Here is a 15,909-nt window from a genome sequence, read left to right as displayed (position 1 = left end):
AAAACTTTAAAGGTTTGCTTTTGTCTGTGCAGTTTCAATTTATTTAGAAATCTCTGAATAATCTAAATATAGCCATAAGAGGATATCCGGATAGAGATTCTTTAAAAAAGACATACACAATGACAGCTGTAAGTGCTGATAAAATGATAGGAAGTACCGATGACCGAGGCTGATAAGGTAATTTTTCAGGCATAGTTATTACAGAAATAACCAATAATAGCCCTGCTCCCAACGCCAGGATTCCTACGTCCAGATTGTATTTCGTATCGAAGTTCCTGGCATAAGGCCCTTCTGATAAAACATAACTTTGCAGAAAGAAGAATCCAAAGCCGAAAAGTAAGCTTACCACGGCAGCCGGATATTTTTTTACAGTCAGAAGGTTTAAAAATAATAAAACAGATCCGGGAACAGTGCCGAAAATAACGGCGACGATCATAATCGTATTACGGGAATAAAGCTTTATGGCAGCAGGATCTTCTGTGATATAATCTTTCCAGATTTCTTTTTCTTCATTTATACGGCTTTCTTCTTGTTGTTTTTTAGAAATAATTATTTCCTGTACCGATATTCTTTCAGATTCATTAAAAAAGCGTCCTCTTTCCTGAAGGATTTCAAAAGCGGTTTCAACAGCTTCCGGTGTAAAGCGGTTTCCGCTGATGAGGTATCTCTCTAATTCTGTATCTGAGAGCTTTCTCAAAACATTTTTACTGACCATATTAAATAAAAAACCTTCAAGGTTTTTAAAACCCTGAAGGTTTGGTATTATTTATCCAATCTCAATTCCGTTTTCTACACTGCTGTCATCCGGAGTTACAAACGATAATTTTCCGTCTGGTTTTGTTGTTAATAACAACATTCCCTGCGATTCAATACCTCTGATTTTTCTCGGTGCAAGATTTAATAAAATCATTACCTGCTTCCCGATTACTTCTTCCGGTGTAAAGCTTTCTGCAATCCCAGAGACAACGGTTCTTACGTCAACACCTGTATCAACAGTCAGCTTTAATAATTTATCTGCTTTTTCTACCTTTTCAGCTTCCAGAATAGTGGCTGTTCTCAGGTCGATTTTTGTAAAATCATCAAAAGTGATTTCTTCTTTCATAGGGTTGGCGTTAGGATTTGTTTTTTTATTATTCTGTTTGGTCTGTTCCAGTTTTTGAATTTGGGCTTCAATCACATCATCTTCAATTTTCGAGAATAGGAGGGATGCTTCGTTAATAGTATGGCCGGTTTCAATTAAAACAGATTTTGTTTCAATATTATTCCAGTCTGATTTTTGAACATTGAACATATTCAAAAGTTTCTCAGAGCTGAAAGGCATAAAAGGTTCACAAAGCTGTGCCAATGCAACTGCGATCTGAGCACCTACGAATAATGACTGAGCTGCTTTTTCGGGATTGTCCTTAATTGTTTTCCAAGGCTCTTCAGCCTGGAGGTACTGGTTGCCAAAACGTGCTAAATTCATCAAAGCTGAAAGTGAGTTTCTGAATTCATAATTTTCAAGGAAACCCGCAATCTCTTTAGCAGATTTGTTGATTTCTGCCAATTCAGGAGCATTTACATCTCCTTGAGGAACAACTCCATTGTAATATTTATGAATCAGAACGGCAACTCTATTGATAAAGTTCCCGAAAATTCCTACCAGCTCAGAATTATTTTTTGTCTGAAAATCCTTCCACGTAAAATTATTATCCTTTGTTTCCGGAGCCGATGAAAGGAGAGCGTATCTTAATACATCCTGCTGTCCCGGGAAATCTTCAACATATTCGTGCGCCCAAACAGCCCAGTTTCGTGAGGTTGAAATTTTGTCGTTTTCAAGATTCAAAAATTCAAAGGCAGGTACGTTTTTCGGCATGATAAAATCACCGTGAGCCTTCATCATGCTTGGAAAAATGATACAGTGGAACACAATATTATCTTTTCCGATAAAATGAACAAGATCGGATTCTTCGCTTTGCCAGTAATCTTTCCAGTTTTTACCGTTTTTCTCTGCCCATTCTTTGGTGAAAGAAATATATCCGATCGGTGCATCGAACCATACATACAATACTTTTCCTTCAGCGTCCGGAAGAGGAACAGGAACGCCCCAGTTGAGGTCTCTGGTCATGGCACGAGGTTTCAGACCGTCATTCAGCCATGATTTTACCTGTCCGTACACGTTGGTTTTCCAATCGTCTTTATGGCCTTCGATGATCCATTCGTTCAGGAAGCTTTCGTATTCATTTAACGGGAGATACCAGTTTTTTGTTTCTTTCAGGATCGGAACATTTCCACTCAGCATTGATTTCGGATTAATCAATTCTGAAGGAGACAGGGTAGTGCCGCATCGTTCACACTGGTCACCGTAAGCGTTTTCATTTCCACAATTCGGGCATGTTCCTACAATATAACGATCTGCAAGGAATTCCCCGGCTTGTTCATCAAAATATTGTTCAGACATTTCTTCCGTGAACTTTCCTTTTTCGTAAAGAACCTTAAAGAACTCCTGACTTGTTTCGTAATGATTTTTGGAGGTGGTCCTTGAATATTCGTCAAATGAAATTCCTAAATCTGCAAAAGATTTTTTAATGATTTCGTGGTATTTGTCAACAATATCCTGAGGGGTAACTCCTTCTTTCTTAGCTCTTATCGTAATAGGGATTCCATGTTCATCTGAGCCACAGATAAACGCTACATCTTTACCCAATCTTCTCTGAAATCTTGCATAAACATCCGCAGGAATATATACACCTGCCAAATGTCCTATATGAACCGGCCCGTTTGCATAAGGCAAGGCTGCCGTAATCATCTTTCTGTTCGACATTTATAGTAAGTTTTAATCTGCAAAGATAATGAATATCTCCGGAATAGTATATGGTATTAATTTACGCGATTTTATAGTCTATTAATACGATCGGGTATTACATTTAGTTAAACTAATGTTTAACTTTTTGTTAAATTTAGTAGTGTGTTATGCGATGCATATTTTGTATTAATGTGTTGGTAATTAATAAATTAGATTTAAATCATCGTTTAATTTACATAATTTTATTATAATTTTTAAAAAAATTATGATAATTCTGATTTTTTTTTAAATTGCAGAAGGCTCACGCCAGTATGATGAAAAAAGTAACTATATAAAAAATAATATTGTGAGAAATTTTACAACGGTATTAAAAATTGCACCTGCATTTTTATTGGCAAGTGCAATGATTCATGCGCAAACCAATGATTCTGCAACTAAAGAAAAAAAAATCGAAGAAGTAGTACTAGTTGGGTTTGGAGCAAAAAAGAAATCTGATCTTACCGGTTCGGTAACAGCCATTTCAGAGAAAGATTTTAATAAGGGGGCTATTGTTTCCGCCGACCAGCTGATACAGGGGAAAGCACCTGGTGTGAGAATTACTAATAGCGGAGGTTCGCCGGATTCTAATCCAAACATCAGAATCAGAGGTGGATCTTCTTTAAGTGCATCTAATAATCCACTTATCGTTATTGATGGTATTCCTTTAGATTCTACCAATCCGGCAGGTATTCAAAATCCATTAGCTCTTGTTAATCCTAATGATATAGAGTCTTTTTCTATTCTAAAGGATGCTTCTGCAACAGCTATTTATGGAGCGAGAGCTTCTAATGGGGTAATTTTGATTAAGACTAAATCTGGCGGAGGGAAATTGAAGATGAGTTTTAATTCTAATGTATCAATCGGTGAGGTTACAAAGTACATTGATGTAATGGATTCCGATCAGTTTGTAGATTTTGTTAAAAGCCATTTTCCAAATGATGTATGGAAACTAGGTGTAGGAGGAAGTCCTAGTAATCCTACCGTTATGGGTAAGATTTATGATACAAATTGGCAAGATGTGGTTTATAGAACTTCCGTATCAACGGATAATAATTTTAGTGCATCAGGAAACTTATTTAAAACACTCCCTGTTAGATTATCTTTAGGGTATAACAGAACTGAAGGTGTTGTTAAGAATGATGAGCTAGAACGTTATTCTGCCAATCTACGTTTGACACCGACATTTTTTGATAAGCACCTCAAAGTTGATATTAATGCTAAAGGTTTTAAGGTAGATAAAAATACTGTAGATGCGGGAGGAGCTATAGGTTCAGCACTATCAAGAAATCCTACTTTGCCTGTATACAGCAGAGACGTCTGGGGACAAAACGGCCCAAATTATTTCGGAGGATACTACCAAAATTATTATGTTGACGGGACCGGTAAAACCAACTTAACCTATGATTCTAATCCATTGGGTTTACTCGAACAAAGATATCGTCCTGAAAACACGATGAGATTTTTAGGAAATATTGAATTGGATTATAAGTTCCATTTTCTTCCCGATCTAAGAGCCGTGGTGAATCTTGGAATTGAATCATCCAGAACAAAAATCAGGGAAACTTATGATCCGAACGCAAGAAATTCGGTTATTAATCTTGTCTATAATTCTCTAAATGACATCATTTATAATCCTGGATTAGCATATGCCGAAAATCAGTTTACAAATAACAGAAACTTAGATGCATATTTAGTTTATAATAGAAAAATTAATGATTTCTTTACTAACTTTTTAATTCAGGGAGGATATACCTACCAGGATTTCAGATATGATGGAAACAAAGAACAGTTTTATGCAGATCCTACAGGAACTGGTATTCGTATTCCACAGCCTAATAGAGCAAACCCTACATTTGGATATTATAATCATCTGAATCTTCAGTCCTTCTTTGCAAGAACAAATATTGATATCAGAAATAAGTACTTGTTCACAGCTTCTTTCAGGGCTGATGCTTCATCTCTGTTTAACGGTTTTGATAATCAATGGGGGTATTTTCCATCTGCAGCATTCGCCTGGAAAATGCAGGAGGAAGAATTTCTTAGAAACTCTTCTGTTGTTAAAGAACTCAAATTAAGAGTTGGATGGGGGCAAACAGGTCAGCAGGATATCACACAGATTTCAGGAGGATTTTATCCTTCAAGACCATTATTTGCACTAGGATCAGAAAATGCACAATATCTTCCCGGGTTTAACATTTACTCAGCCCTTGCATTTAATCAAAATTTGAAATGGGAAACCACGACAAGCTGGAATGTAGGATTAGATTTTAGTTTATTCTCGAGCAGACTTATTTCAGGATCTATTGATCTATACGATAGAAAATCAACAGATTTATTACTGAAAGCGCCTGTCCCTCCAGGACAGGGACTTACCAACGAGTTCTCCGATAATGTAGGTTCGCTAAGAAACAGAGGGGTTGAAATGAATTTAAATATTAATCCTGTAAAAAATGAAAATCTGGATTGGAATATCTTTGGAAACTTTTCATATAACAAAGGAGAGATTCTTGAATTGAAATATTATGATAGAATTTCAGCGGGGGGAGATTTACCAGTTGGTACCGGAGTTAAGGTTGCTTATCATGTAGTAGGACTTCAGCCTTATTCTGCTTGGGTGTTCCAGCAGGTTTATGATAATAACGGAAATCCTATTGCAGACTCTTTTGTAGATAGAAATGGTGATGGTGTAATAAACAATGATGATAGGTATGATGCACAAATAGTTCCTAATTTTACTTATGGATTTGGTACGACCATAAATTATAAAAAGTGGGATTTTACAGCTAATCTAAGAGGACAAATTGGAGGTAAAGTTTACGACGGAAGACATGTTGCACAAGGTTTCATAAATCAGATAAAACCTTCAAATTCAGAACATCTTAATAATGCTTTGGATTTTTCAAACGGAAGATATTCCTCAAATCTTGTTCAGCCGACCGACAATATGTTTTTCTCGGATTATTTTTTACACGATGCCTCATTTCTTAGGTTAGACAATGTTACCTTAGGTTACAATATTGAAAAACTTTTCGGCAATAAGCTGGATTTACGAGTTTATGCTTCTGTAAATAATGCTTTTATTATAACAAGATATAAGGGGCAGGATCCTGAGAACTTTGGGGGAGTGGATAATAATTTTTATCCAAGGCCTAGAATTTATACGGTTGGATTCAACTTTAACTTCTAATTTAACAACAATGAAAATAAGAAAAATTTATAGTTTATTGGCAATTGCAGGTTTGTTTTTTGCCTCATGTACAAATGATCTTGAAACGGAACCAAAATTCGAGCTTACTTTAGAAGAGCTTTTGGTGAAAGATCCTAATGCGGTAGAGGGTTTACTGTCAAGAATGTATAGTACTTTTGCTTTATCTAGCGTTTCTGGTCCGGGAGACTCAGATATTGCGGGAGCAAATGCCGGAGAATCTCCATTCATTAGGGGACTTGTGAATCTCAATGACTTTACTGCGGATGGAATGAAAAACCGTTGGGGAGATAATGGCTTGGATCAGTTGACTACTACAACCGGTTGGAATTCCAATAATAAGTTTTTTAAATATGTTTATGACAGAATATATTATACAATACCTCAGACCACAAACTTAATATTAATTTTAAAAGATAAAGTAGAGGTACAAAATGAAGAGCAGTATATAAGTGAATTGAGATTTTTAAGAGCTTTGTCTTATTATTATCTTATCGATTTTTTTGGGAAAGGACCATTGGTAAATGATCAGACATATGGATCCGCAACACCTCTTCCGCAAGCTTCAAGAACTGAACTTTTCAATTATGTAGAAAGTGAACTTAAAGATATCGAATCCAAAATAGGCGCATCAAACAGCTACGGTAGAGCAAATCAGGCTGTAGTTCAGATGTTACTTGCAAAACTTTATTTGAATGCTGAGGTGTATACAGGAACTGCTAGATATAATGATGCAGGAACTTACGCTACAAAGGTAATAAATTCAGGATTATATCAACTTGAAACAAATTTCTTGAAAAACTTTAGAGCCGATAATAATACTTCTAAAGAAATTATTTTTCCATTAATTGCAGATGCTGTTTCATCACAAAGTTTTGGTAATACAACTTACATTGTAAATGGAAGTTTAAACTCTACCACAATGACTTTATCAAACTATGGCGCAACTGAAGGCTGGGGAGGCCATAGAGCTACAAAAGCATGGTATGGATTATTTGCTTCTAATGCTTCTTCGTTAGCTACAAGTACAGATGTTCGTGCAAAACAATTTTGGCTGACAGGACATAATTATGAAATGGCCGACTATAAGGAATGGACTGACGGCTACCCATCAATTAAGTTTTCTAATAAAAATTCCGACGGATCTGGTGCTACAACTTCATTTTCGTCTACAGATTTTCCTCTGTTCAGATTAGCTGATACATATTTAATTTATGCTGAATGTGCTTTAAGAGGGGCAACAACGGTAAATGTTGCTCAAGGCCTTACGTATGTTAATCAAATAAGAACACGATCTAATGCATCTGCACTTCCGTCACTTACATTACAAAATATATTGGATGAGAGAGGAAGAGAATTAGGTCTGGAAGGAGTTAGAAGACAGGATTTAATAAGATTTGGAAGGTTTACCGGATCATCATATTTATGGCCGTGGAAAGGAGGTGTAGCTTCAGGAACATCTATTTCTGATAACTATAAGGTATTTCCAATACCAGCTTCAGCACTTCAAGCGAATCCTAATCTTACTCAAAATACAGGATATTAATACTAAATAATTTTAAGATGAAAAATATATTTAAAATATTTATTGTTGGGGTTATAGCATCTTTTATCATTTCTTGTGCAAAAGAAGATGAAGAAATACAGCTTAATAATACTTCACAAGGCAGAATTTCAGCTAATAAGACAAGTGTTGTATTGGATGAAACAATAGCGGATCAGGCCGCTGTTACATTCACCTATGTAAATCCTACATTTACACCCAATATTGTTTTTTCGAATTCAGTTGAAATTTCTATTGATGGCAGCAATTTTACGCCTAGTGTAATAATTCCGGTTTCTATGGATCAAAGCACATTTTCGCTTACACATCTTGAACTAAATAATATATTAGCTTCCTTAAATGTTGCTCCAAATATTGCAAGAGCATTTGAAATAAGATTAAAATCTAATGTAAATTCTGTAACTGCATACTACTCTAATGTGATAAAAGTTACTATGACCGGATATATGCCAAATCCTGATTTAATATTTCCTAAAATTAATGTTCCTGGTAGTTATGCAGGAGCTGCAGGTTATGCAAATTGGACCCCTTCAAATTCTCCCAATTTATTTTCTCCAGAGAAAAATGACAAATACAGAGGTTTTATTTGGATCAACACAGTAACCGGTACAGATGACGGAAAATACAAGTTTACAATAAACCAAGACTGGCCGGGAAATAAAGGAGATGATGGCACATTAACAGGAAAACTGAAAGCTGACGGTAGCGACATTAAAGCGGCGGCAGCAGGAACTTATTATGTGAAAGTAGACTGGACTGCAAATACATATTCTTCGGTAATCGCCAATTTCGGTGTAATCGGAGATGCAACACCTGCAGGATGGGGATCTGATACAGATTTTACCTATAATCCTGCAACCAAAACTTTTGTAATAAATTCCATAGCATTATCAAGCACAGGTATTTTTAAGTTTAGAGCCAATGATGACTGGGCAATGAAGATTCAGCCTGCAAATGGCGACCAAACTTTGGTTTCAGGTACATCAGTACAAACATTCCTTAATACTGAAGGAACTGTAAATGGAGATCCAAGCTATAAAGTTTCTCAGGCTGGAAATTACAAGATAGAACTGGATTTACATAATTCAGCATACTATAAGTTAACAGTTACTAAACTGTAAATGATGAAAAAATAACATAGCAAAGTGTTGCTGAAAAGCAGCACTTTCTTTATTTTTAAAAGTTTATAAATAATCATTATGAAGAAAATTACAGTGGGAGCATTATTGTTCTCGACAATGTTTGTTGGTATTAATGCCCAGTCTTTAAAATCTCCCGACGGAAAGTTTGAGATGAACTTCCAGCTGAAGCAGGGAATTCCGTATTATAATTTAAAATATAACGGCAATGTAGTGGTGGAAGATTCTAAATTGGGACTGAGATTATTTAAAGATACCGCCATCAAATTCGCTTCGGAGATTGCAAAACCCGAAGATGCCAAATTTGATTTAAACAACGGATTCACAAAAACAGAAGAAAAAAGAGATTCCAAAAACGAAACGTGGCAACCTGTTTTAGGAGAAAAGAAAAGTTACATCAACCATTATAATGAATTGGCAGTAACACTTCATCAGGACGCAACAGACAGGAATATTATCGTTAAATTCAGACTGTTCAATGATGGATTAGGATTTCGGTATGAATTTCCACAACAGAAAAATCTTAATTATTTTGTAATTCGTGAAGAAGATTCAGAGATTGATTTTCCGACCGATATGAAAGCATGGTGGATTGCAGCCGATTACGATTCTCAGGAATACCAGCCGCAGACAACAAAAATCTCTGAAATTCCGGCAAGATGGCCTAATTCATTCGACAGTAATGCGTCGCAGCAAATGGTGCCGAATGCCGTTCAGTCTCCTTTAATGCTGAAAAAAGAAGGTAAAGATCCTCTGTACGTAAACGTTGGAGAAGCAGCGGTTTTAAATTATCCTGCATCTCATCTCGAAGTAGATCCTGTGAATTTTAAATTTAAAACACATTTAACTCCCGACAGACAGGGTGCCAAAGGATATATCCAGACGTCTTCTGTTTCCCCGTGGAGAACAATCATCGTTTCTCCTAAAGCAGAAGAAGTTTTAGCATCTAAAATGATGTTTAACCTTAATGAACCTACAAAATATACCGATACCTCATACATTCATCCTACAAAATATATGGGTGTCTGGTGGGAAATGATCATCGGAAAGTCACAGTGGGCATACTCAACAGCTGAAAACATTCATATTGGAGTGACGGATTTTTCCAAATTAACACCCAATGGAAAACATGCTGCGAATAATACAAAGGTAAAAGAATACATCGATTTTGCCGCGGCAAACGGTTTCGGCGGACTTTTAATTGAAGGCTGGAATGCCGGTTGGGAAGACTGGTTTGGACATTCAAAAGAATTTGTTTTCGATTTCATCACTCCTTATCCTGATTTTGATATCAAAATGCTGAATGAGTACGCGCATTCAAAAGGAATTAAACTGATCATGCACCATGAAACTTCAGGTTCGGCCACGAATTATGAAAGATGGGCAGACAAAGCTTTTAAATTAATGAATGATTATGGTTATGATGCAGTGAAAACCGGTTATGTTGGGGATATTATCCCAAGAGGTGAACATCATTATTCCCAGTGGACGATCAACCATTTCTACAGGATTGCCGAGAAAGCCAATGAGTACAAGATTATGGTAAACTCCCATGAATCAGTGAGACCGGGAGGAGAAAGCAGAACCTATCCGAACTGGATTTCTGCAGAAGCAGCAAGAGGAACTGAATTTGAAGCCTTTGCAGGAAACAATCCTGATCACCAGACAATTTTACCATTCACGAGATGGATGGGAGGACCAATGGATTATACTCCGGGAATTTTTCAGACTAAACTGGATTATTATTTTCCCGGTGATAAACGTTTTGTAAAAACCACACTGGTAAAACAGCTCGCTTTATATGTTGTGATGTATATGCCGCTTCAGATGGCTGCGGATTTACCGGAGAACTATCAGAAACATATGGATGCTTTCCAGTTTATCAAAGATGTGGCTGCAGACTGGGATGATACGAAGATTTTATCGGCAGAACCGGGAGATTATATCATTACGGCCAGAAAAGCAAAAGGCACGGAAAACTGGTTTGTAGGAGGAATTACCGACGAAAACAAACGTGATTACACGGTAGATTTTTCATTTTTAGATAAAGGAAAAAAGTACGAAGCTACGATCTACGAAGATGGAAAAGATGCGGATTACATTAACAATCCACAGAGTTATAACATCTACAAAAAACAGATTACCAGCAAATCCAAAATTAATTTTAAAATGGTAAGAAGCGGAGGTTTCGCAATCTCTATAAAGCCTGTAAAATAATTTTAAATAATTAAAACCTTACAGATTTTCTGTAGGGTTTTTTTAACACAAATTCCTATGATAAAAAGAATTTTTAATCCCATTCAAATGCCGTTTTGGTGGCAGGATTTTCTGTTTACTATTCCCAGAATAGTGTGTGGATATTTACTGACGAGCGACTTTGGAGCGGCAAAATTTGGCTTGCCATGGTCTCCTGAAGATAACAATTTGAAACTTTTTGAGGTAGCATTCTGGTTTCCAAATGATGTTTCTGAATACGGAGGTATTTTTGCAAGGTTTCCCGAATTCTTCGCATGGATGGGAGCATTCAGTGAAGGTGTGGGAGGAATTTTTTTGTTATTGGGACTGTTTACCAGACCTTTCGCTGTTCTCATTTTCATTACCATGTTCGTAGCTGCATTTTTTCAGCAGGCAAGTCAGGGTATCTGGAATATGTTGCCGGCAATGGGAATTATGTGGTTGAGCTTATTTTATACCATTTTAGGCTCAGGAAGATTGGGATTGGATTATCTAATTGCTAAAAAAATGAACAGATGAATAAAATAATGCTTCTTATAATCTCTTGTTTTATAATGAGTAGCTGCGTTCAGAAGGCATATAAGCAGACTGTAATTTACACACTCAAAGTTCCCGCCCAGACAGAAGTTAAATCCATTGGGATAAGAGGAAGCGATAAACCTTTGAGCTGGGAGCAGGATACCGAACTCGAAAAAATAAATGAAGATAATATGTATCAGGCGAAAGTAACCTATTTAACGGGTTATAAATTCACGGAAGTAAAATTTACATTGAACGGAGAATATGAACTTCAAAATATGCCGAATCGGAGGGTGAAATTTAAAAATTCGGGAATCACATACTACAATGCGGTTTTTAATAGGCCGGTAAAATAATATTTAAATCACTCGTGTAATTTTTAATAAATAATTATGTATAAGAAATTTATATATACAGCTTCACTTTTTGCTTCATCTTTATTTTTTTCACAAATTCAGAAAGTAGAGCCTGCCTTTTGGTGGAAAGGGATGAAGAATCCTGAACTTCAGATTTTGGTTTATGGAAAAAACATTGCCAATGACCAGATTGAGCTTTCAGACGGAGTTCAGATTAAGGATATTCAAAAGGTTGAAAATCCGAACTATGTTTTTGTAACGGTAAATACCAATGAAATCAATGTTCCGAAATTCAATATCAGTATTAAGAAAGGAAAAAAGAACATCAGTACGTACACCTATGAGTTGAAACAGAGACAGTCTAATTCCGCAGCAAGGGAATCTTTTACCTCGAAAGATGTAATGTATCTCATTATGCCCGACCGTTTTGCCAACGGGGATGAGAAAAATGATTCGAGTCCGCAGCTTACGGAAAAAGCCAACCGAAGTCTTCCTGGCGGACGCCATGGCGGAGATTTGCGCGGAATCATCAATAACCTCGACTATATTCAAAATCTGGGAGCAACAGCACTATGGCTCACTCCCGTGAATGAAGACAACGAAAAAGCCTACTCTTACCATGGCTATGCACAAACCGATTTATATAAGATCGATGCAAGGTACGGCACCAATGAAGAATATCGAGAACTTTCCCAAAAATTAAATAAAAGGAATATGAAACTGGTGATGGATTACGTTACCAATCATTGGGGAGTTTCGCATTGGATGATCAAAGATTTGCCGACAAAGGATTGGATTCACTGGTTCGAAGATGGGGAAAACGGATTTAAACGGTCCAATTACAAAACCACTACCCAGTTTGATACCAATGCTTCCGATATTGATAAAAAAATTGCCCTTGACGGATGGTTCGATACCACAATGCCTGACATCAACCAGAAAAATCCACTGGTCTTAAAGTATCTCACACAAAATGCAATCTGGTGGATAGAATACGCCGAACTGGGAGGTTTTCGTGTTGATACCTATCCTTACAATGATAAGGAGGCGATGGCAAAATGGGCAAAAGCCATTACCGATGAATATCCTAATTTTAATATTGTGGGAGAAACATGGCTGAATACAGCGGGGCATATTTCGGCATGGCAAAAAAATTCAAAAACAGGTGAAGCGGCAAACTACAATTCATATCTCCCTTCTGTTATGGATTTTATGCTGTACGGAGACCTTCCGAGAGCCCTTAAAGAAAAAGAAGGCTGGGACAGCGGAATGAACAGGATTTATAATACTTTATCCAGCGATTTTCTATATCCTGACATCAATAATGTGATGGTGTTCTTTGAAAATCATGATACCGAAAGATGGAACGAAATATTTAACGATGATCCGAAAGCATATCAATTAGGATTAACCCTGATTTCAACCGTTCGCGGAATTCCCCAGATTTATTACGGCTCGGAAGTGGGAATGCGGGGTGACAAAAATAAAGGTGGTGACGCGGATATTAGAAGAGATTTTCCCGGCGGCTGGAAGTCTGATAAACAAAATGCCTTTAATCCTTCAACGCAGACACCCAGACAAAAAGAATTTTATCAGTTTACCCAAAAGCTTTTGAACTGGAGAAAAGGAAAAGAAGTCATCCATACCGGAAAAACCAAAAATTTCTTCCCTCAGAATGATGTTTTTGTGTATTTTAGATATAATGAAAAAGAAAGTGTGATGGTTATTTTAAATAATAATGAAACAGAGCAGACATTGGATTTGAAGCATTTTGCTGAATCATTAAAAGGATTTTCAAAAGGAAAAGACATCATCTCCGACAAAGACTTTTTATTGCAAAACAACTTAGCCATACCCGCAAAAACATCGATGGTTGTTGAATTGAAATAAAACACGAATAGCACAAAATATTTTCACAAATATCACAATTAATCTTTGTGATCTTACTTAAGTGAATAGTTTATGCTGAGCTTGTTGAAGCACCTTTGCGAACTTAAAAGCAGTTAGTAGTTAAAAGAAAATTTTGCGCTCTTTGCATTAAAAAATAAAATTTTAAGGTTTATAATTAAATATGAAAAAAACAACAATATTCTTTACATTCATCTTATGTATATTGAGCTTTACGACCATTTCAGCTCAAATAAAATTTGAAAATGAAAAAAAAGAAATCGGAATGATGCTCGATGGATTCAATGTCGCTGCAGCAAAAGCTGATTTCAATACTTATTTTAATTATTTTGCTGAAGAATCTACATTTATAGGGACTGATGCTACTGAAATTTGGGACAAAAAAGCCTTCATGAATTGGGCTAAACCCTTTTTTGAAAAAAACAAAACCTGGAACTTTACTTCACTGAAAAGAAATATCTATTTCAGCAATGATGGAAAAATGGCATGGTTTGACGAACTGCTCGATACCCAGATGAAAATCTGTCGCGGTTCCGGTGTTTTAGAAAAAATAAACGGGCAGTGGAAAGTGAAACAGTACGTACTTTCCGTAACAGTTCCAAATGATGTTGTAGATAAAGTGGTTGAAATAAAAGCTCCGATAGAAGATATATTAATTCAAAAACTAAAGCAGTAATGGCAGAAATGACAGGAAAAGTAGATTCCGGTAAATTTGGTAAAGTGAAAAAGCCCAATTTATCAATGCTTCAGATCATCAATATGAGCATGGGATTCTTAGGAATCCAGATGGCTTTCGGCTTACAAAACGGGAATGCAAGCCGGATTTTGGCCAACTTTGGAGCAGATGTTCATGAATTATCATGGTTCTGGCTGGTAGCGCCGGTTACCGGGCTTATCGTTCAGCCCATAATTGGTCATATGGGAGATAATACCTGGAGCCCGCTGGGAAGAAGAAAGCCATACTTTTTACTGGGAGCTGTTTTATGTGCAATCGGACTGGTAATGCTTCCAAATGCCGCTTCTGCAACGCAGGTGATGGCTGCAAATGTGCTGTTGATGGCCGTGATTTTTCTTGCAATGATGGATGCGTCCATTAATGTGGCTATGGAACCTTTCCGTGCTTTAGTAGGAGATATGCTGCCGAAGCATCAGGCAACCATCGGCTTTTCGGTTCAAACAATTCTAATCGGCATCGGAGCGGTTATCGGGTCAGATCTGCCGGGATGGCTTACGAAATTGGGCGTTTCCAATGAGGCTCCAAAAGGATTCGTAGCAGATAATGTGATTTATTCTTTCTACATTGGCGCAGCCGTTCTCATCGTGTCAATTTTATATACCATTATTACGACCAAAGAATATTCGCCGGAGGAATTTGCATCCTTTCAAGGCGGAAAACCAATCGCAGAAGAAAAATCCAAACTTTCAGATATTTTTAAAGACTTTAAAAATGTACCTTCCCAGATGAAAAAATTAGGAATTGTACAGTTCTTTTCCTGGTTTTCCTTATTTACCATGTGGGTTTTTACAACAAGTGCATTGGCAACCCATCATTTCGGGCTTTCGCCAGATGATACCCATTCTGCGGAATTTAACAAAGCGGGAGACTTAACGGGAAGCTTGTTCGGAAGTTATAATTTCTACGCCATTTTCTTTGCTTTTGCTTTAACACCGATTGCAAAATTCATCGGTAAAAAACAAACACATGCATTAGCTTTGGCTTGCGGAGGATTGGGCCTGATCGCCATGTATTTTATTAAAGACATTCATTATCTGTGGATTTCAATGGTCGGACTGGGATTCGCCTGGGCAAGTATTTTGGCGATGCCTTATGCAATGCTGATTGATTCGATTCCACAAAATAAAATGGGGGTGTATATGGGAATATTCAACTTTTTTATTGTAATTCCTCAAATCATTAACGGAATTTTTGGAGGACCGATTGTAAGCCGTATTTTCGGTAAAATGGCAATTGATTATATCGTAGTCGGTGGAATCTGTATGTTGTTGGGAGCCGTACTAACAATGGTTTTCATTAAATCTGAACATGATACTCCAAAGGAAATTGAAGAAGAAATCAAGCAGGTACATTTTTAAACAATAAATAATCAATAGGAGCGGGCTTTAGCCCGCTTTTTTTATACCATAATCTTTGGGCTTTA

General features: G+C 36.8%; 11 protein-coding genes. 9 read left to right on the top strand and 2 right to left on the bottom strand.

All coding sequences use genetic code 11. From position 1 onward, the window contains the following. Nucleotides 1–43: 43 nt before the first annotated feature. Complete coding sequence (locus ACYT6F_RS18210; protein WP_472599037.1) at nucleotides 44–715, bottom strand: hypothetical protein; 672 nt, start codon at nucleotides 713–715, stop codon at nucleotides 44–46. A 51-nt stretch (nucleotides 716–766) separates the two neighbouring features. Then, nucleotides 767–2,803 (bottom strand): methionine--tRNA ligase, encoded by a 2,037-nt coding sequence (gene metG, locus ACYT6F_RS18205; RefSeq protein WP_472599036.1) that lies wholly within the window; start codon nucleotides 2,801–2,803, stop codon nucleotides 767–769. A gap of 328 nt (nucleotides 2,804–3,131) precedes the next feature. Between metG and ACYT6F_RS18200 the strand changes: the two genes are divergently transcribed. The 9 genes from ACYT6F_RS18200 (at nucleotide 3,132) to ACYT6F_RS18160 (ending at nucleotide 15,844) form a co-directional block, all read left to right on the top strand. Then, entirely contained in the window at nucleotides 3,132–6,011 is a 2,880-nt protein-coding gene (locus ACYT6F_RS18200) for a SusC/RagA family TonB-linked outer membrane protein (protein WP_472599035.1), read from the top strand. Nucleotides 6,012–6,021: 10 nt separating this feature from the next. Beyond that, complete coding sequence (locus tag ACYT6F_RS18195; protein WP_472599034.1) at nucleotides 6,022–7,575, top strand: RagB/SusD family nutrient uptake outer membrane protein; 1,554 nt, start codon at nucleotides 6,022–6,024, stop codon at nucleotides 7,573–7,575. A gap of 17 nt (nucleotides 7,576–7,592) precedes the next feature. After that, nucleotides 7,593–8,714, top strand: coding sequence for a SusE domain-containing protein (locus ACYT6F_RS18190; RefSeq protein ID WP_472599033.1), 1,122 nt, complete (start codon nucleotides 7,593–7,595; stop codon nucleotides 8,712–8,714). Between the two features lie 78 nt (nucleotides 8,715–8,792). Further along, entirely contained in the window at nucleotides 8,793–10,949 is a 2,157-nt protein-coding gene (locus tag ACYT6F_RS18185; protein WP_472599032.1) for a glycoside hydrolase family 97 protein, read from the top strand. Between the two features lie 57 nt (nucleotides 10,950–11,006). Then, nucleotides 11,007–11,486, top strand: a complete 480-nt coding sequence (locus tag ACYT6F_RS18180) for a DoxX family protein (RefSeq protein ID WP_472599031.1) — start codon at nucleotides 11,007–11,009, stop codon at nucleotides 11,484–11,486. 35 nt (nucleotides 11,487–11,521) lie between these two features. Next, complete coding sequence (locus tag ACYT6F_RS18175) at nucleotides 11,522–11,842, top strand: hypothetical protein (RefSeq protein WP_472599030.1); 321 nt, start codon at nucleotides 11,522–11,524, stop codon at nucleotides 11,840–11,842. Between the two features lie 36 nt (nucleotides 11,843–11,878). After that, complete coding sequence (locus tag ACYT6F_RS18170) at nucleotides 11,879–13,732, top strand: glycoside hydrolase family 13 protein (RefSeq protein ID WP_472599029.1); 1,854 nt, start codon at nucleotides 11,879–11,881, stop codon at nucleotides 13,730–13,732. A 181-nt stretch (nucleotides 13,733–13,913) separates the two neighbouring features. Beyond that, the gene (locus ACYT6F_RS18165; RefSeq protein ID WP_472599028.1) at nucleotides 13,914–14,426 is read left to right on the top strand and encodes a nuclear transport factor 2 family protein; all 513 of its coding nucleotides are present in this window, start codon (nucleotides 13,914–13,916) and stop codon (nucleotides 14,424–14,426) included. Next, a complete protein-coding gene (locus ACYT6F_RS18160) occupies nucleotides 14,426–15,844 on the top strand; it encodes an MFS transporter (protein ID WP_472599027.1) in 1,419 nt (472 codons plus the stop codon). Before ACYT6F_RS18165 ends, ACYT6F_RS18160 begins: the two co-directional genes overlap by 1 nt. Nucleotides 15,845–15,909: the final 65 nt, after the last annotated feature.

This window comes from Chryseobacterium sp. NG-CE01 (assembly GCF_055695505.1).
This window is presented reverse-complemented; position numbering and strand designations above follow the sequence as displayed.